This is a genomic window from Leisingera sp. ABM4_103, assembly GCF_056158685.1.
Window position 1 is genome coordinate 1,679,414 of record NZ_JBSWTU010000005.1, and the last position, 16,962, is coordinate 1,696,375.

Annotated in this window: 17 protein-coding genes and 1 pseudogene; 11 read left to right on the top strand and 7 right to left on the bottom strand. The window is 62.2% G+C overall.

What is annotated here, in order from left to right; all coding sequences use genetic code 11:
* Positions 1-20 precede the first annotated feature (20 nt).
* Both lepB and rnc read left to right on the top strand, forming a co-directional pair.
* Positions 21-857, top strand: coding sequence for a signal peptidase I (lepB, locus tag ACXAED_RS09735; RefSeq protein WP_475049215.1), 837 nt, complete (start codon positions 21-23; stop codon positions 855-857).
* Positions 854-1,531, top strand: coding sequence for a ribonuclease III (rnc, locus tag ACXAED_RS09740; RefSeq protein ID WP_475049217.1), 678 nt, complete (start codon positions 854-856; stop codon positions 1,529-1,531). The genes lepB and rnc overlap by 4 nt, the downstream gene beginning before the upstream one ends.
* Before the next feature lie 4 nt (positions 1,532-1,535).
* Here rnc and ACXAED_RS09745 read toward each other — a convergent pair whose 3' ends face one another.
* Positions 1,536-2,918, bottom strand: a complete 1,383-nt coding sequence (locus ACXAED_RS09745; RefSeq protein ID WP_475049218.1) for a multicopper oxidase family protein — start codon at positions 2,916-2,918, stop codon at positions 1,536-1,538.
* A gap of 203 nt (positions 2,919-3,121) precedes the next feature.
* Between ACXAED_RS09745 and era the strand changes: the two genes are divergently transcribed.
* The 3 genes from era (at position 3,122) to recO (ending at position 5,243) form a co-directional block, all read left to right on the top strand.
* Complete coding sequence (gene era, locus ACXAED_RS09750; protein WP_475049221.1) at positions 3,122-4,027, top strand: GTPase Era; 906 nt, start codon at positions 3,122-3,124, stop codon at positions 4,025-4,027.
* Positions 4,028-4,118: 91 nt separating this feature from the next.
* A complete protein-coding gene (locus ACXAED_RS09755; RefSeq protein WP_475049222.1) occupies positions 4,119-4,448 on the top strand; it encodes a DUF1491 family protein in 330 nt (109 codons plus the stop codon).
* Positions 4,449-4,517: 69 nt separating this feature from the next.
* Complete coding sequence (gene recO, locus ACXAED_RS09760) at positions 4,518-5,243, top strand: DNA repair protein RecO (RefSeq protein ID WP_475049223.1); 726 nt, start codon at positions 4,518-4,520, stop codon at positions 5,241-5,243.
* Here the strand turns inward: recO and ACXAED_RS09765 are convergent.
* From ACXAED_RS09765 to ACXAED_RS09780, 4 genes and pseudogenes are all read right to left on the bottom strand, one after another.
* Complete coding sequence (locus ACXAED_RS09765) at positions 5,227-5,619, bottom strand: META domain-containing protein (RefSeq protein WP_475049226.1); 393 nt, start codon at positions 5,617-5,619, stop codon at positions 5,227-5,229. The genes recO and ACXAED_RS09765 overlap by 17 nt on opposite strands.
* A gap of 278 nt (positions 5,620-5,897) precedes the next feature.
* Entirely contained in the window at positions 5,898-6,581 is a 684-nt protein-coding gene (locus tag ACXAED_RS09770) for an SGNH/GDSL hydrolase family protein (RefSeq protein WP_475049227.1), read from the bottom strand.
* A 179-nt stretch (positions 6,582-6,760) separates the two neighbouring features.
* Positions 6,761-8,447: pseudogene (locus ACXAED_RS09775) on the bottom strand (acyl-CoA dehydrogenase family protein).
* A gap of 3 nt (positions 8,448-8,450) precedes the next feature.
* Positions 8,451-8,693: a hypothetical protein gene (locus ACXAED_RS09780; RefSeq protein ID WP_475053171.1), complete on the bottom strand. Its 243-nt coding sequence runs from the start codon at positions 8,691-8,693 to the stop codon at positions 8,451-8,453.
* On the opposite strand from ACXAED_RS09780, the gene ACXAED_RS09785 reads away from it, so the two are divergent.
* The 3 genes from ACXAED_RS09785 to dgt all read left to right on the top strand — a co-directional run bounded on the left by ACXAED_RS09785 (position 8,593) and on the right by dgt (position 11,699).
* Positions 8,593-9,360 (top strand): sulfite exporter TauE/SafE family protein, encoded by a 768-nt coding sequence (locus ACXAED_RS09785; protein ID WP_475049228.1) that lies wholly within the window; start codon positions 8,593-8,595, stop codon positions 9,358-9,360. The genes ACXAED_RS09780 and ACXAED_RS09785 overlap by 101 nt on opposite strands.
* Before the next feature lie 23 nt (positions 9,361-9,383).
* Positions 9,384-10,280 carry a cation diffusion facilitator family transporter gene (locus ACXAED_RS09790; protein ID WP_475049230.1) on the top strand — a complete coding sequence of 299 codons (897 nt, stop codon included), beginning with the start codon at positions 9,384-9,386 and terminating at the stop codon, positions 10,278-10,280.
* A gap of 63 nt (positions 10,281-10,343) precedes the next feature.
* On the top strand, positions 10,344-11,699 hold the full coding sequence (dgt, locus tag ACXAED_RS09795) for a dGTP triphosphohydrolase (protein WP_475049232.1): 1,356 nt from the start codon (positions 10,344-10,346) through the stop codon (positions 11,697-11,699).
* Here the strand turns inward: dgt and ACXAED_RS09800 are convergent.
* Entirely contained in the window at positions 11,696-12,283 is a 588-nt protein-coding gene (locus ACXAED_RS09800) for a methyl-accepting chemotaxis protein (RefSeq protein ID WP_475053082.1), read from the bottom strand. The two genes, dgt and ACXAED_RS09800, sit on opposite strands and share 4 nt — an antisense overlap.
* Between ACXAED_RS09800 and ACXAED_RS09805 the strand changes: the two genes are divergently transcribed.
* The gene (locus ACXAED_RS09805) at positions 12,188-12,583 is read left to right on the top strand and encodes a hypothetical protein (RefSeq protein ID WP_475053172.1); all 396 of its coding nucleotides are present in this window, start codon (positions 12,188-12,190) and stop codon (positions 12,581-12,583) included. The two genes, ACXAED_RS09800 and ACXAED_RS09805, sit on opposite strands and share 96 nt — an antisense overlap.
* Here ACXAED_RS09805 and ACXAED_RS09810 read toward each other — a convergent pair.
* On the bottom strand, positions 12,546-14,144 hold the full coding sequence (locus tag ACXAED_RS09810) for a phosphoenolpyruvate carboxykinase (protein WP_475049233.1): 1,599 nt from the start codon (positions 14,142-14,144) through the stop codon (positions 12,546-12,548). The two genes, ACXAED_RS09805 and ACXAED_RS09810, sit on opposite strands and share 38 nt — an antisense overlap.
* Before the next feature lie 344 nt (positions 14,145-14,488).
* On the opposite strand from ACXAED_RS09810, the gene ACXAED_RS09815 reads away from it, so the two are divergent.
* Together ACXAED_RS09815 and ACXAED_RS09820 are read left to right on the top strand one after the other, a co-directional pair.
* Positions 14,489-15,193: a response regulator transcription factor gene (locus ACXAED_RS09815; RefSeq protein WP_475049234.1), complete on the top strand. Its 705-nt coding sequence runs from the start codon at positions 14,489-14,491 to the stop codon at positions 15,191-15,193.
* Positions 15,194-15,244: 51 nt separating this feature from the next.
* Positions 15,245-16,960, top strand: coding sequence for a sensor histidine kinase (locus ACXAED_RS09820; protein ID WP_475049235.1), 1,716 nt, complete (start codon positions 15,245-15,247; stop codon positions 16,958-16,960).
* Positions 16,961-16,962 lie beyond the last annotated feature (2 nt).

The window sequence follows — 16,962 nt, forward strand, 5'->3', positions numbered from 1 at the left end:
TTTCCAAACCGGAGAGCCTGATGACGGCCAAAGCAAAGACCGGCAGTTCGATACTTGAGACGATCAAGACCATCGTCTACGCGCTGCTGATCGCCGGTGTCTTCCGCACCCTGTTTTTCCAGCCCTTCTGGATTCCGTCCGGATCAATGAAGGAAACCCTGCTGATCGGGGATTTCCTGTTCGTGAACAAGATGGCCTATGGCTATTCCTATGCCTCCTGCCCCAGCGTGCGTATTGGGGCGGTCGGGCTGAACATCGACGCCAAGGACATCTGCGGCTTTCTGGACGGCGACAATACGCGCCTGATGGGCGGCGAGCCGGAACGCGGTGATGTGGTGGTGTTCCGCCACCCGGTCAACGGCAACGACTTCATCAAGCGGCTGGTCGGCCTGCCGGGCGACAAGATCCAGATGAAGAACGGCGTGCTGTTCATCAATGGCGAGCCGGTCAAGCTGGAGGATGCAGGCCAGTTCGAAGAAGTGATGGAACGCCAGGGGCCGCAGGGCTCGTTCCCGCGCTGTGAAAACGCGCCGGTGGGCCAGGGCGCGATCTGCAAAAAATCGCGCAAGCTGGAGACCCTGCCGGGCGGCAATGAGCACATCGTGCTCAATATCACCAATCAGGGTATGGATCACACCGGCGTCTACCAGGTGCCGGAAGGCCACTATTTTTTCATGGGCGACAACCGGGACAACTCCTCCGACAGCCGCCTGCCGCAATCTGCCGGCGGGGTTGGCTTTGTGCCCTATGAAAACCTGATCGGCCGCGCCGACCGGATAATGTTCTCGTCCGCCGGGCGGTCCATGCTCTATTTCTGGACCTGGCGCAGCGACCGTTTCTTCAAGGGGATCGAGTGAAACTGTCAAAAGAATTGCGCGCGTTTGAGGAGCGGATCGGGCACAAGTTTGCCCGCCCCGACTTGTTGCAGCGCGCCGTGACCCACGCGTCCGTGTCCTCGCCCAACCGCAAGGACAACCAGCGGCTTGAGTTCCTGGGCGACCGGGTGCTGGGCCTGGTGATGGCGACCGCGCTGCTGGAGCACGACAAGACCGCCACCGAAGGCCAGCTGGCGCCGCGCTTCAACGCGCTGGTGCGCAAGGAAGCCTGCGCCGATGTCGCCAAGGAGATTGACCTTGGCGCAGTGCTGAAGCTGGGCCGTTCCGAGATGATGTCGGGCGGGCGGCGCAAGCAGGCTTTGCTGGGCGATGCAATGGAGGCGGTGATCGCCGCTGTCTACAAGGATGCGGGCTTTGACGCCGCGGCCGAGATGATCTTGCGCCTGTGGGGCAGCCGTATCCATCAGGTGGAAACCGACGCGCGCGACGCCAAGACTTCGCTGCAGGAATGGGCCCAGGCGCGCGGGCAGAAGGTGCCCATTTACGTGGAGGTTTCCCGCAGCGGCCCGGACCACGCGCCGGTCTTCACCATCGCCGCGCGCTTGCAGGATGGCACCGAGGCACAGGCCACCGCAGGCTCCAAACGGCAGGCGGAGCAGGCCGCCGCCAAGGCGCTGCTGGAACAGCTCGGTTAGGCGTTCAGATCACGCGGATATAACCCGCGAGGCCGGTCTTCTGGTGTTCGATCACATGGCAGTGAAAGGCCCAGTCGCCCGGATTGTCGGCGACCAGGGCGATCTCTGCCACCTCGTCTTTCAGTAGCAGCAAGGTGTCCGTCACCAGCGGCGGCAGCTGGCGCAGGTTGGAACTGATCGGAATGAACGCCAGCCCGTGCAGGTGAATCGGGTGCAGGTTCGGAGATTCGTTTCTCAGCCGCAGCACATAGCTCTTGTCCCTCTCCAGCACGGCCAGCGGCCCGGTTCCCTTGGCGGCATCCCCAGCCCAGGGCGTGCGGTTGATCGACCAGAAGCTGTAACCCATTGAGCCGCAAAAGCCGTCATTTGGCGGTCCGCCTTCCGGCGTCCAGCCAAAGACGAAATCATGCACTTCTGCCTCTGCCAGATCCGGCCGGGAAACCGGATTAACGGGCAGTGGCTTCAGTTCCCGCAGGTCACGCGACAGGTTTGCGCCAACTGAGCGCAGCTGCGCCATGATGCGGGCGGGCCGGCCCGGCAGCTCTGCCAGCAAGTCTACTGTCTGCCCCTCTCCTGCGGGCATCCGCACAGCGAAATCCACCCGCTGTCCGGGAGCGACCAGCAGCGGGTCCTTGGCAGAAGGCAAGGGCAGCTCCACCTCCACCGGATGCCCGTCCCAGGCAACGATCCGCGCCTGATCCGTGCTGAGATGCAGCTTGTAAATCCGCGTGGTGTCCGTGTTGACGACCCGCAGCCGCACCAGCCCGCCCGCCGGATGGTCATAGACCGGCGCCTGCAGCCAGTTCGCGGTCAGTACATTGCCATGTGTTCCGCCCCGCGCCGCCCCGCGCGCGGTGTAGTAGGGCAGGAAGGCGCCGTCCTCATCCAACCGGAAATCCCGCAGATTGATAACCTGATCGCCGTTAAACCCGGGATCCTCCGCCTCTTTGATCACCATGACCCCGGTCAGCCCATGCGCCATCTGCGCCATGGTCATGCAATGCGGGTGATACCAATAGGTGCCGGCATCCGGCGGGGTGAAAGCGTACTCAAAGCTCTCCCCGCCCGCGATCGGCATCTGGGTCAGATAGGGCACCCCGTCCATCGCATTGGCAATCCGCAGCCCGTGCCAATGCATTGCGGTGTAGTCGTTGGTGCCATTCTTCACCTGCAGCCGCATGGGTTCGCCTTGGGTGCCAAACAGGACCGGCGGCGGCGCATGCGGTGACAGGCTCACCAGCCCCTGGGTCGGCGTCTCACGGAAAGCAAAGCTGGCAGGTTGGATGGTCAGCTGTTGCGCAGCTGGCGCACCCGCGAGGCTCCATCCCCCCGCGCCAAGCGCTCCGGCAGATGCGGCAGTTCCAAGCAGAAAATCACGGCGGTTCATCAGGCAGGCCTCCTGTCATGCAATCAAAGAAAGGCCTGGCTGGCGGATCGGCTTGGCGCTGCGGTTCTCCCATGCTCTCTGCCACAGGTCTTTGACATAGGGCAAGCTTGTGCGACCGTGGCTGAGACCCCGTTTCAAAACGCCTCTGGCCCCTGTGGGTAAAATCCTGTAGAGGCACTGATCTGCAAACAGGACCAGTACAGATGACCACACGCGCCGGATTCGTTGCCCTGATCGGAGAGCCCAACGCGGGCAAATCCACCCTTCTGAACCGCATGGTGGGGGCCAAGGTCTCGATCGTGACCCACAAGGTGCAGACCACCCGCGCCCGTATCCGCGGTGTGGCGATGGAGGGCGACGCGCAGCTGGTGTTTGTCGACACCCCCGGCCTGTTCAAGCCGCGCCGCCGCCTGGACCGTGCAATGGTTGCCGCCGCCTGGGGCGGCGCAGCGGATGCCGACGTGGTCGTTCTGATGGTCGAGGCCCACCGTGGCATCACCGAAGGCGTTGAAGCCATCCTTGAAGGCCTGTCGGAAATCGGCGAAGGCCGCACCGTGGCGCTGGCGATCAACAAGATCGACAAGGTGCCGGCCGAAAAACTGCTGGGCCTCGCCCAGGAGTTGAACAGCCGCTACGCCTTTGCCGAAACCTTCATGATCTCGGCAGAGCGCGGCCATGGCGTCGACGACCTGCGCCAGTGGCTGGCGGGCAAGCTGCCGGAAAGCCCCTGGCTCTACCCCGAAGACCAGATCGCCGACCTTCCGATGCGGATGATCGCGGCGGAAATGACCCGCGAAAAGCTGACCCTGCGCCTGCACCAGGAACTGCCCTATCAGCTGACCGTCGAAACCGAGAAATGGGAAGAGCGCAAGGACGGCTCCGCCCGCGTTGACCAGATCATCTATGTGGTGCGTGACGGCCACAAGGGCATCGTGCTGGGCAAGCGCGGCGAGACCATCAAGGCCGTCTCCCAGGCCGCCCGCGCCGAGCTGGAAGAGTTCCTGGGCCGTAAGGTGCATCTGTTCCTGCAGGTGAAGGTGCGCCCGAACTGGCTGGAAGAGGCCGAGCGCTACTCGGAAATGGGCCTTGACTTCAAAGACGGCAATTGAAGCGCAGGTCCTTGTTCTTCCTCTTGCCTGAAATATCCCCGCCGGAGGCTCCCGTACTCTCCCTGCGCGCTCAGGCCGGAGAGGGCGCGGCATGACCCGCCTAACGGCCCGTTTCTGGGTTGATGCATACTTGGCCCGTTTGCGGTTTCAGGACATCCCGGCCTTCATCACCTCGCACGGCGACGACACCGCTGGCGCGGTGCTGGTCAAGCTAAATACGCTGGACGGTCAGGCCCGCGCCTTTCACCGGACCTTTGACCTGATGACCGGCGACCGCATATGGGATGAGCTGGCTGCCGGGCCCGAAAACGACGTTGACGGCTCCATCCGCCGCCAGCGGGATTTCGACCCGGATCTCTGGGTGATCGAGGTCGAAGACCGCTCCGGCCGCCATCTGCTGGACGAACCGGGGCTGGAGTGACCCTGCCGCTTGCAGGCTGGGCTGCAATGCGTTCTGCTGGGGCAGACCGGATGACAGGGAGGCCCGCCTTTGGAGTGGCGTGATCACGGCATATTGCTATCGATGCGCCGCCACGGCGAAAGTTCGGCAATCATAGACGTCTTCACCGAGAAGCACGGCCGCCACGCGGGCGTGGTGCGCGGCGGAGCCAGCCGCAGGATGGCTCCGGTCCTGCAGCCCGGCGCGCAGCTGGACGTGACCTGGCGGGCGCGGCTGGAGGACCATTTGGGCAGTTATCACGCCGAACCCCTGCGCAGCCGGGCGGCGGCGGCTCTGTCCGGGCGGCTGGCGCTGGCAGGGCTGAATGCGGTCACGGCGCTGCTGGCCTTCTGCCTGCCGGAGCGGGAGCCGCATCCGGACCTTTATGTGCGCAGCGAAAGACTGCTGGATCTGCTGGAGCACGAGGACCTCTGGCCGCTCGCTTATCTTCAGTGGGAACTGGCACTGCTGGAGGAGACGGGTTTTGGCTTGGACCTGTCCGCTTGTGCGGTGACCGGCAGGCTGGCCGGGCTGGCATTTGTCTCGCCAAAGACGGGCCGGGCTGTTTCACGTGAAGGCGCCGGGGAGTGGGCGGACCGGCTCCTGCCGTTGCCGCCGGTGTTGCTGGGCCAGGGCGATGCAGGGGATACCGAAATCCTCCAGGCCCTGCGGACCACCGGCTATTTCATGGAAACACACCTGGCGCCATCCCTGGGCAGCCACCCGTTGCCGGAGGCGCGCGGGCGTCTGATGGATCTGCTCAGCCGCCGGCTGTGAACAGCATCTCGCGCCCCTGGCCGCTGGTGAGGATCAGCACGTCCCCGGAAACTTCCGCCAGCGTCATTTCCTGCAACGCCTGCAGGAAAGCGGCTTCGGCTTTCAGGCCGGGGCAGGCCGCCCGTGTTACGGCAAGGGCCTCGACCGAGAACCAAGGATAAGGCGCGGTTTGTTTACCCGTGAAGCTGTTGCAGGGTGCCTGACCCTCAATGGTTCCGGGCTCCGGGAAGTGCAGGCTGGCGGCGGCGGTATAGGCCGTGCCATCAATGCTTTGCAAACGCCATAACTTATCCGCGGCCCCGTAAGCCGACAGGGTTTCGTCCCCTGTGCAGGCCGAAAAGAGCAGCAAGGCTGGAAGCACGGAGAGACGCAGCATGAGCATTCCCGGTAGAGTAACTTCCGTACTGTGCGGGTCAGCCCGGGGATCTGCAACGCTTTCGGCGCTGTCAGCGGGAATTCACTTACGGGAGCTCTCCCGCCCGTCGCGGCGGCATTGAAAATGCCTTGCTCCCGTTGGGCCGGGCGCCGCGCGCTGCGCGGCGGGTGCCGATCCGAGAATAAAGCACACTGCTGCGCCGTGCGCAGCACGGCGCCAGGCCCACCCCCGGAAGGGTATTCCAAGAATGCGCAATAGGGGGGCGGGAGGGCCGCCGGTTAGTTAGCCTGAATAACCGCCGCCACTTTGCGGCCGATCTCGCCGCTGGCCTTGACAGACGGGTGGATCATGTCGAGCGAGTGATAGGAGCGGTCGCCATAGGGCACCATGTCCTTGTTGGACACGAAATGGATACCCTCGTCCAAAGCAGCCATCCGCCCAATGCGGGTTTCCAGTTCGTTGCCTTCGTCGCGGCAATGCTCGATCAGCGAGCCGACACCGGGGCTGCGCAGGTATCCAACGTAAATCACCTGGGCACCGGTTGCGCGCAATTCGGACAGCATACTGGGGATGGCGCCCTGGCGCCCATCGTCCGAGATAAGCTTGTCCATCTTGCGGTCGCAAGCGAAGCAGCCGCAGCCGAGCCACAGGTCATTGCCGCCGCCATTCACGATCACCCAGTCCCAATTGCCGGGCTTGTACTGCTTACGGATATTCATCCCGGCCGCGCCAGAAATCGGCAGCTTGTAGATGACCCGCGCCGCTGAGACTGAGCGGTCCACCACCGGCTCCTGCAGTTCGCGGGCTACAGTGTCAGCCACAGATTTGCCGGACAGGCTGTGCCAGGCCAAAAGAGAATCCCCCATCGCTAGAATACGGGACGGGTTCTCTGGCTGCACCGAAGCTGTGCAGGCGGAGAGCAGCAGAAAAACAGGTAAAAGGAGGCAGCGGAAGAGTGTCATGGACACTTGTTAACCACAAATTGTTAAGGATCGAATAACCTAGATTGGAAACAGTCCTATTCCTCTCATTGGTTGCGGCGATAACGCATCCAACGCGGCTTCAGTACCGCAGGACGAGAGCCCGGCGCGAACGCCGGGCTTGAGCGGGAGTGCTCCCGGATTACGCTGCTATCAAGCCGTCAGCCCAGCAGCCGGCGGGCAATGACTTGGGCCTGAATTTCTGCGGCACCTTCGAAGATGTTCAAAATCCGGGCATCACACAGCACGCGGGAGATCTTGTATTCCATCGCAAAGCCGTTGCCGCCGTGAATCTGCAGGCCGTTGTCGGCCGCGGCCCAGGCCACCCGTGCGCCCAAAAGCTTGGCCATGCCGGCCTCCAGGTCGCAGCGGTGGCCGTGATCCTTTTCCCAGGCCGAGAAATAGGTGAGCTGGCGGGCGATCATGATCTCCACCGCCATCATCGCCAGCTTGCCGGAGACGCGCGGGAAATTGATCAAAGATTTGCCGAACTGCTTGCGCTCCTGCGCGTATTGCATGGCAATGTCCAGCGCCGACTGCGCCACGCCGACGGCGCGGGCTGCAGTCTGGATGCGGGCCGATTCAAAGGTCTCCATCAGCTGTTTGAAGCCCTTGTTCTCCTCACCGCCCAGCAGGTTCTCCTGCTTTACATGGAAGTTGTCGAAGCCCAGCTCGTATTCCTTCATGCCGCGGTAGCCCAGAACCTCGATCTCGCCGCCGGTCATGCCTTCGGTCGGGAAGGGGTGCTCATCCGTACCGGGCGTCTTCTCTGCCAGGAACATCGACAGCCCGCGGTGGTCAGTGGTGTTGGGATCGGTGCGCGCCAGCAGCGTCATGACATGGGTGCGGGCGGCGTGTGTGATCCACGTTTTGTTGCCGGTGATCTTGTAATCACCGTTCTCGTCCTTCACCGCACGGGTGCGCAAGGAGCCGAGGTCGGAACCGGTGTTCGGCTCGGTGAACACGGCGGTGGGCAGGATCTCGGCGCTGGCCAGCTTGGGCAGCCAGTTGGCCTTCTGCTCGTCGGTGCCGCCGCACAGGATCAGCTCCGCGGCAATCTCCGACCGGGTGCCCAGCGAGCCGACACCGATATAGCCGCGCGACAGTTCTTCAGAGACCACCACCATCGAGGCCTTGGACAGGCCGAACCCGCCGTACTCCTCGGGTATGGTCAGGCCAAAGACTCCCATCTCGGCCAGTTCCTCGATCACCTCCATCGGGATCAGCTCATCCTTCAGGTGCCAGTCGTGGGCATTCGGCTCGACCTTCTCCACCGCATAGCGGCGGAACTGGTCGCGGATCATTTCCAGCTCTTCTTCCAGGCCGGAGCTGCCGAACATGGTGGCGCCGGCCTGTTCTTCCATCAGCTCAACCAGCCGGGAGCGGGCGGCCTGGCTGTTGCCCTGTTCGCACAGCGTCATCACTGCAGGCACCATCAGAGACCGCTGGGCGTCCTGCGACAGGCCCAGATCCTGCAGGCGGACGATCTCGCCCTGGTTCATCTGGATGCCGCCGTAGACCTGCCACAGGTACTCGCCAAAGCCGATTTGGTGGAGCAGCTGCTCCATCTCGCCGAACTTGCCCTCAGCCTGCAGCTTCTCAGCCCATTTCTGCATCTGGCGCAGGGAGTAGACATAGGTTGCCAGCCACGACAGCCCGTGGGCGGCCACCTGGTTTTCCTCGATCAGCTTGCCGGAGACGCGGCCTTCGCTGCTCACCATTTCCTTCACAGAGGCTCGCGCGGCCTCAAGCAGCTGGTCCAGTGGTTCCAGCGCTGCGCCGGTCAGCGCCAGCAGGTCGGGAATGAGAAGTCGGTTTCATATGCAAGTCCTGTCCGTCGTGGGCCATGAATCAGATCCTTCTTCGGTCGCCTGGTGGTAAATCATTTTGCAAGTGCAGCGCAACAAAAATACCCGCATGTGCGTCATTTGGATCAAATATTGCGTCTCCATTTTGCCGGTGCAGCGCCACCTGTTTGTGGTAGAGCGGAGGGATGACGGCATTGTTTTCATTTCTTTCCCCAGCTGAACTGGCAGCGGCTTTTGGCATCGCGCTGCTGGCGGGCACGGTTAAAGGCCTGGTTGGCTTTGCCATGCCGATGATTCTGATCTCGGGCCTCAGCATGTTCCTGGCGCCAGACCTGGCGCTGGCGGGACTGATCCTGCCCACATTGGTCACCAACGGGATGCAAGCTCTGAGGCAGGGGCCGGGCGCAGCTATGGCCTCGATCCGCAAGTTCCGTGTGTTCCTTCTGATCGGCTTGGTCTGCCTGCTTCTAAGCGCCCAAATGGTACGTCTCCTGCCGCAGCAGGTACTGCTGTTGGTGATCGGAGTGCCGGTCACGGTCTTTGCCTGTATCCAGTTAATGGGAAAGGTGTTCTCCATTACAAACCCCACCCGCCGCACTGAGGCGGTTGTCGGTGGCGTGGCCGGGCTGATCGGTGGCGTCTCAGGTGTTTGGGGGCCGCCAACCGTGGCCTATCTCACCGCGTTAAACACGGAAAAGACAGAGCAGATCCGGGTGCAGGGGGTAATCTATGGTCTCGGCGCCATAGCTCTTTTGGTCGCTCATGTCGGCTCTGGCGTGATGCGGGCCGAAACCGCTCCGTTCTCGCTGGCGCTGATTGTACCTGCGGTGGCGGGAATGTGGATCGGCGGGCGGTTGCATGACAGGATCGACCAGATGCTGTTCCGGCGGGTAACGCTGGTGGTGCTGCTGATTGCAGGACTGAACCTGCTGCGCCGCGGGTTGTTGATGTAGGCAAGGCGCAGGCGGGAGGGATAATGTCACAGACATTCAGTGCCCAGCAACTGGCAACGGGCTCCATCCTGATTGCGCTGGCGGTCATGGGGCTGAAAACTGCGGCCTGGATGATGACCGGCTCGGTAGCGCTCTTGTCGGATGCCTTGGAGTCGCTGGTGAACATCGGCGGCGCGGTTATGGCTTGGTTCGCCGTGCGCTATGCCCAGCGGCCGCCGGATGCAGGACACCCCTATGGACATCACAAGGCCGAGTATTTCTCGGCTGTGGCGGAGGGTATCCTGATCGTGATCGCCGCACTTGTGATCGTGCATGAGGCCGTGAACGCCTTGTCCCGCCCTGAGATGGCGGATTGGAGCCCCGCGGGCCTGCTGGTCAATGCGCTGGCGATGGCCGTGAACCTGCTGTGGGCGCAGGTGCTGCTGCGGGCAGGCGCAAGGCTGAGCTCTCCGGCGCTGTCGGCAGGTGGGCGGCACCTGATGAGCGATGTCTGGACCTCTGCCGGGGTGCTGGCGGGGCTGGGGCTGGCGTTGGCGAGCGGCTGGGCAATTCTCGATCCGCTGCTGGCGCTTCTGGTGGCCGTTAATATCCTGCGGGAGGGGTGGCGGGTGATCGCGTCGTCCGTCAACGGGCTGATGGACATGGCCGCGCCTGAAGGTGAACGCGCCCGGATCGAGGAGATCATCCACCGAAGCGCCAATGGCGCGATGCAGGTCCATGGGCTCAAGACCCGCCGCGCCGGCCGCGCCCTGTTCGTAGAGTTTCATATGGTGGTTGATGGTGCCATGTCCGTGCAGGCTGCGCATGACATCTGTGACCGGGTGGAGGCTGCCTTGAAGGGCGCGCTCCCGGATGCGGATGTGGTGATTCACGTGGAGCCGGAGCACAAGCTGGAGCCCGCCGGGATCAAGCCGCGCTGAAGCGTTTGCAATTCCACGCGGCCTCCCGTTTAAGCACTGCCAGACAGGCAAAGGAGCAGGCACATGGCGATGGAGTGGAACAGGCTGCTGAGCCCCGGGCGGCTGTGTCGGCCGGAGTATGGCGAGAAAGCAGGCCGTCCGGCCTATCTGCAGGATTACGACCGGATCCTGTTCTCTGAGCCATTCCGCCGTTTGGCTCAGAAAACCCAGGTGCACCCGCTGCATGACCATGACCACGTGCACCACCGGATGATCCACAGCATGGAAACGGCCAGTGTGGGCCGTTCTTTGGGGGCAGGCGTGGGGGCTGCGCTGGTGGAACGCGGCAGCCTGCAGGCGGAGCAGGTCGCACGGCTGGCAGGCCACGTCGAGGCCGCTTGCCTGGTGCATGATATCGGCAATCCGCCGTTTGGCCATTCAGGCGAGGACAGCATCGGCGACTGGTTCGCAGCCCAGTTCCGGTCCGGCCGCGGTATCGCAGCACAAGTGCCGCAGCACCTGCGCGCCGAGTTCGAGCATTTCGAGGGCAACGCGCAAGGCTTCCGTATCGTCGGGCGCTTGGAATACGCTCAGCAGCAGGGCGGGCTGCGGCTCAGCTATGCGACACTGGGCGCTTTCATGAAGTATCCCTGCACCCGTCTGGTGCGGGATGAAGCTGTGGGAGCCGGCAAGGCGCCCTATGTCGGCCTCAAGAAATTCGGGGTATTCAACTCCGACGCAGAGCTGTTCGAAGAAACCGCCGATGCGCTGGGCCTGCCCGCTGAGTCCGGAGGCTGGAGGCGGCGGCACCCGCTGGCCTTTCTGGTCGAGGCGGCAGATGACATCTGCTATCGCATACTTGATATCGAGGACGCTGCCAGCGTTGGCGACTTGGACCGCGCCGAGGTTGCCGAGGCCCTTGAGGGGATTGTCGGGAAACCGAATGAGGACCGCCGCCTGCCGATGCGCGACCGTATCGGGTTGCTGCGTGCCTTCGCAATTGGCCAGTCCATTGACGCCGCCGTAGAGGCATTTATCGAAAACTATGACGCCATCATGATGGGCGAGTTCAACGAAGGGCTGATGGAAGTGTCCTCCAAGGCGCAGGCCTTTGCCCGGCTGAAAGAGCTTTCGGAGCAGCGGATATTTGTCGCCCGCCGCAAGACTGAACTGGAGATTACCGGGCGCCAAGTACTGCACTCGGTGCTGGACCATTTCCAGGGCCTATATGAGGACCTGTGTGCGTGCGGCTGGGACGCAGAAGAACTGAAAGCCCGTCATGGTTACTGGGCCAAGCTGATCCGCGCTGTGGATCTGGACCTGCGCGGGGTGGAGGACGCCTACACCGCGATGCACTCGCTGGCCGATTTCGTCTCTGGCATGACCGACCGCTATGCGCTCAAGGTGCGGGACATGATCACGGGGGCGGTGGCCCGCTAACCGGCCTCTGCCTCGCTGGCCGCCTCCCGTGCCTCATCGCGCTTGCGCTGGGCCATCGTGTCGGTGATGCGGCTGGCCCAGCGGTTGTTCTCATCCGCTAGCGCCTTGATCTCCCGGGCGAGGTAGGCAAAGCCCAAGCCTGCCTTGCCTGCCCGTGCGGCCTCGATCCCGGCGTTGATCGCCAGGATGGACAGCTTCTGAACGGACCGTAGAATGTTCTCAGCCAAGTTAATGATCTCGGCGTTGGCCTCCTCAGTCCGGTTCAGTGTCTCCTGCAGTTCCATGCGCAGGTTGACCTCAGCTGATGCATCTACCACCAGCCCTTCGAGATAGACCATCTCACCGCTGTCGTCGTAGACCGCGTTGCCGCGCTCGCGCACCCAGGCGTCCGAGCCGTCGGGACGGCTCAGGCGGTAGGCGACATCCCAGTTCTCCTTTGCTTCGATGGCAGCGTCCACATCGGCAAAGACACGGTCGATGTCTTCGGCATGAGTCAAATCAACGTAGGACACCTTGGCATTTCCAAGAATGTCCGATTTAGGGCAGCCGCAAAGTTTTTCGACCTGCCCGGCCATGAACTTCATCGTGAAGGTCTCGTCATTGGCACAGCGGTACACAAAGGCGCTGCCGGTGCTGAAAATGCTGTTGAAAACCTTCAAGGCCTCTTTATCCATCTCGCCCTCCCCGATGTGGCGCAAAAATCAGTAAAACAGCCGCAAAGTCGCGCTTGCGGAAGGTTTGCGCTGGAAGGGTTAAAGAATGGTTTATTGGAAAATAAATTTCCTGAAATGAAAAACCCCGGCGAAAAGGCCGGGGTTTTCTTTACTCAGAGGAATTCGGACGGCATCAGCCGATGGCAGCCGCTTTCACGTCCTCGTCAATGAACGGCAGATACTGCTCGAAATTGTCGGAGAACATCTGCACCAGCTTGGCGGCCTGACGGTCATAGGCTTCCTGGTCGTCCCAGGTGCGGCGCGGATCCAGCAGCACCTCCGGCACACCCGGCACGGTGACCGGCACGTCAAAGCCGAAGTTGCCGTCCTTACGGAATTCGGCCTCGGCCAGCGAGCCGTCGAGAGCTGCGGTCAGCAGCGCGCGGGTCGCTTTGATCGGCATCCGCGAGCCAACGCCATAGGCACCGCCGGTCCAGCCGGTGTTCACCAGCCAGCAGGTCGCGCCGTGCTGGGCGATCTTTTCGCGCAGCAGGTTGCCGTAGACCTCAGGACGGCGCGGCATGAAGGGGGCGCCGAAGCAGGTGGAGAAAGTCGGTTCCGGCTCGGTCACGCCGCGCTCGGTTCCGGCCACCTTGGAGGTGAAACCCGACAGGAAGTGGTACATCGCCTGGGCCGGGGTCAGCCGCGAGATCGGAGGCAGAACGCCGAACGCATCACAGGTCAGCATGATGATGTTCTTGGGGTGGCCGCCGCGTGCGCTGGCCGATGCATTGGAGATGTAATGCAGCGGGTAGGCGCAGCGCATGTTGGCGGTCAGGCTGTCGTCGTTGAAATCCAGCTCTTTGGTTTCCTCGTCGAACACCATGTTCTCGATCACGGTGCCGAACTTGGAGGTGGTGGCATAGATTTCCGGCTCTGCCTCTGGGTTCAGATTGATGGTCTTGGCATAGCAGCCGCCTTCAAAGTTGAAGGTGCCGTTGTCGGCCCAGCCATGTTCGTCGTCGCCGATCAGCACACGGTCCGGGTCAGCAGACAGGGTGGTCTTGCCAGTGCCAGAGAGGCCAAAGAACACGGCAGTGTCGACTGGGTTGCCCTTGGCGTGGTTGGCAGAGCAGTGCATCGGCATGATGCCTTTTTCCGGCAGCAGGTAGTTCAGCAGGGTGAACACCGATTTCTTGTTCTCGCCCGCATATTCGGTGCCGCCGATCAGGATCATCTTCTTGTCGAAGTTCATCGCGATGATTGTTTCGGAACGGCAGTCGTGCCGCTTGGGGTCAGCTTTGAAGCTCGGGCAGTTGATGACGGTGAAGTCTGCGATGAAATCATCCAGGTCTTCGCGGTCCGGACGGCGCAGCATGGTGCGGATGAACAGGTTGTGCCAGGCCAGCTCAGTGACCATGCGGACGTTGATCGCATGCGCCGGGTCGGCACCGCCCACCAGGTCCTGGACGTAGTAGTCCTTGCCTTTCATGTGCTCCAGCATGTCGGCGTACAGCGCGTCAAAGCCTTCGGCGCTCATCGCGGCATTGTTATCCCACCAGATGGTGTCGCGCACGCTGTCGGTTTTCACGACATGTTTATCTTTGGGCGACCGGCCGGTGAATTTGCCGGTGGTGACCAGGAAGGCGCCGCCATTGCCCAGCGTGCCTTCGCCGCGCTTCAGCGCGGCTTCGATCAGCGCCGGCTCCATGAAGTTGTAATAGACATTTCCCAGGCCCTCGATGCCCTGATCTTCGAGGCGGAATTGCGGGTTAACCCGTCCAGATGTCATGCGTTTTTTCTCCTGTGGCGGCGCGGGCGGCACGCAGGCTGCGCGGCTGCGCCATTGGGGCAATAGAAAACGGCATCGCTGCCGGTGGCGCGGTCTTAACATGGCGTTTCAGGCGGTGAACAGACCGGCATCCCCTAGTTAGCGCCACCAAGGCAATGTTTAGCGCAACCATTATTTGCAAAGGGGAAAACCGCCCGCTTGTTCAGCAGACGCTAAGGTATTTTTGCCCCAATGGAACCCAAAGATCGCCGCGATTCTTCAATTGGGATTGATTCGGCGGATCATAACGGCGATGAAAGTGGTAAAAACATAACAGAGAACAGAGCAGATTAGGGGCAATTCCAATGTCAAAGATTGCTTTGGTGGACGATGACAGGAATATCCTGACATCGGTTTCCATGACGCTTGAGGCCGAGGGCTTTGAGGTCGAAACCTATAATGACGGCCAGGCGGCACTGGACGCGTTCAACAAAAAGCTGCCCGATATGGCGGTGCTGGACATCAAGATGCCGCGCATGGATGGTATGGACCTGCTGCAGCGGCTGCGACAGAAAACCCAGATGCCGGTGATCTTCCTCACGTCCAAGGACGATGAGATCGATGAGGTGCTGGGATTGCGGATGGGCGCTGACGACTATGTGAAGAAGCCGTTTTCGCAACGTCTGCTGGTCGAACGGATCCGCGCTCTGCTGCGTCGGCAGGAGGCGATCAGCAGTGATGCTGCCGGCAGCAGCAGTCCTGAGACAAAGGTCATGGAGCGGGGTAATCTGCGGATGGACCCGCTGCGGCATGCAGTCAGCTGGAAAGGCAAGGATGTGTCGCTGACGGTGACCGAATTCCTGTTGCTGCAGGCGCTGGCCCAGCGTCCGGGCTTTGTCAAAAGCCGCGACCAGCTGATGGATGTGGCCTATGATGACCAGGTTTATGTGGACGACCGCACCATCGACAGCCATATCAAGCGCCTGCGGAAGAAAATGCGCAGCGCGGACTCGGAATTTGCGGCAATCGAAACTCTTTATGGAATCGGTTACCGTTATAATGAAGAATAAGCGGCACGTTTGAGAGGGGCGGTTTGCCCCCGGCCGGAGGAGTGGGCGCGTATGCGCGATACCAGCATAGTGCAACGTCAGCAGGACGGCGATGTTGTTCTGGGGGAGGATTGGGTCACCCCGGAGCAATCAGTCACGCGTGAAATGCAGGTCAGCCGCGCGCGCCGCAGCTTGCTGTCGCTTAAGGGTTCACCGCTGACCCGCAAGATCATCACATTCAACCTGATTGCGCTGATCATTCTGGTCACTGGCATCTTGTACCTCAATTCCTCGCGTCAAAGCCTTGTACAGCAGCGCGCGGGCACCCTGGTTTCTGAAGCAATGCTTGCGGCGGATGTGTTCGAGGCGGAAATGCCGGCCGCAGGGGCGGTCAGCTTTGCCGCCGGTGATGGCATCCAGGCCGGGGACACGCTGGCCCGGCTCAGCCTTCGCGGCGGGGTCGAAGCATTTGTTTTCGACACCACCGGCAATCTTATTTCCAGCATCAAGGGGGTCGACCGCAGTGACGCCCTGAATGTGTTGAATGACAGTGGCACGAACAGAACGCTGATCAGCGATGCGCTGTCTGCACTCTGGGGTCTCGCTGATGGCGACGGCACGCCTGCCGCCGCAGCGGGCGGTCACAGCCCGTCGCTTGAAACGCGGCTGGGTGGTCTGGTCGACCGGGCCATGAATGGCGGCACGGGTGTCGAAACCGTGGTGGATACAGGCGGCAGCCGGGTAATCTCCGCCGCTACGCCCATCATGCATAACGGCAAGGCTGTCGGCGTGATTGCCTTGACGTCTCCCACCGGCGAAGTGGACGCGCTGGTGCGCGGAGAGCAGGAGCGGGTGCTGCAGATGTTTGTTGTTGCGCTGCTCGTTTCGGTCGGTCTCAGCCTGGTGCTGGCCTCTACGATCGCCAATCCGCTGGCCGATTTGGCCGAGGCGGCTGAGCTGGGCCGCGAACGCGGCAGCCGCAAGTCCAGTCCGGGAAGGATTCGTATTCCCGACCTCTCCGCCCGCCCGGATGAGATTGGCCGCCTCAGCCGCGCTTTGCGCGGCATGGTCAAGGCGCTCTATTCCCGCATCGACAGCAATGAACAGTTCGCTGCTGATGTAGCGCATGAGATTAAGAACCCCCTTGCCAGCCTGCAGTCAGCCGTCGGCACGCTGCGCATGGTCAAACGCGACGATCAGCGCGAGAAGCTGATGGATGTGATCGAGCATGACGTGCGCCGGCTTGACCGGCTGGTCAGCGACATCTCCAACGCTTCGCGACTGGATGCCGAACTGGTCAAGGAAGAGGAAGAGGATTTCGACCTGCTGGCCATGCTGGGCAACCTGAACCAGTATCTGGGCGAAGACGCGCGTGCCAAAGGGATCGACTACATTACGGACTTGCCCGCCCAGCCCATCCAGCTGCAGGGGCTGGAGGCGCGGCTGGCGCAGGTTTTTGTAAACCTGATTACCAATGCGATTTCCTTCTGCGAGGAAGGCGATGCCATTCGCGTGTGGGCCCGCCGCCGCGCCAACCGGGTGCTGGTGGTGGTCGAGGATACCGGACCCGGCATCCCGGACCAGGCGCTCTCCAAGATCTTCAAACGGTTTTACTCGCAGCGCCCGGTGGAGCATTTCGGCAACAACTCCGGGCTGGGCCTGGCCATCTCCAAGCAGATTGTCGAGGCGCACGGCGGCGTGATCTGGGCCGAGAACATCCGTCCGACTGAGGCCGATGTCACCTCTGAACCACTGGGCGCGCGTTTTGTGGTTGGTCTGCCGGTGTAACC

Bases quoted from the DNA above. Each gene is read 5' to 3' on its own strand.
- lepB (WP_475049215.1), top strand. From the start codon at position 21: ATGACGGCCAAAGCAAAGACCGGCAGTTCGATACTTGAGACGATCAAG.
- ACXAED_RS09745 (WP_475049218.1), bottom strand. From the start codon at position 2,918: ATGAACCGCCGTGATTTTCTGCTTGGAACTGCCGCATCTGCCGGAGCG.
- era (WP_475049221.1), top strand. From the start codon at position 3,122: ATGACCACACGCGCCGGATTCGTTGCCCTGATCGGAGAGCCCAACGCG.
- ACXAED_RS09755 (WP_475049222.1), top strand. From the start codon at position 4,119: ATGACCCGCCTAACGGCCCGTTTCTGGGTTGATGCATACTTGGCCCGT.
- ACXAED_RS09765 (WP_475049226.1), bottom strand. From the start codon at position 5,619: ATGCTGCGTCTCTCCGTGCTTCCAGCCTTGCTGCTCTTTTCGGCCTGC.
- ACXAED_RS09770 (WP_475049227.1), bottom strand. From the start codon at position 6,581: ATGACACTCTTCCGCTGCCTCCTTTTACCTGTTTTTCTGCTGCTCTCC.
- ACXAED_RS09785 (WP_475049228.1), top strand. From the start codon at position 8,593: ATGACGGCATTGTTTTCATTTCTTTCCCCAGCTGAACTGGCAGCGGCT.
- ACXAED_RS09780 (WP_475053171.1), bottom strand. From the start codon at position 8,693: ATGGCAAAGCCAACCAGGCCTTTAACCGTGCCCGCCAGCAGCGCGATG.
- ACXAED_RS09790 (WP_475049230.1), top strand. From the start codon at position 9,384: ATGTCACAGACATTCAGTGCCCAGCAACTGGCAACGGGCTCCATCCTG.
- dgt (WP_475049232.1), top strand. From the start codon at position 10,344: ATGGCGATGGAGTGGAACAGGCTGCTGAGCCCCGGGCGGCTGTGTCGG.
- ACXAED_RS09805 (WP_475053172.1), top strand. From the start codon at position 12,188: ATGAGTCAAATCAACGTAGGACACCTTGGCATTTCCAAGAATGTCCGA.
- ACXAED_RS09800 (WP_475053082.1), bottom strand. From the start codon at position 12,283: ATGAAGTTCATGGCCGGGCAGGTCGAAAAACTTTGCGGCTGCCCTAAA.
- ACXAED_RS09810 (WP_475049233.1), bottom strand. From the start codon at position 14,144: ATGACATCTGGACGGGTTAACCCGCAATTCCGCCTCGAAGATCAGGGC.
- ACXAED_RS09815 (WP_475049234.1), top strand. From the start codon at position 14,489: ATGTCAAAGATTGCTTTGGTGGACGATGACAGGAATATCCTGACATCG.
- ACXAED_RS09820 (WP_475049235.1), top strand. From the start codon at position 15,245: ATGCGCGATACCAGCATAGTGCAACGTCAGCAGGACGGCGATGTTGTT.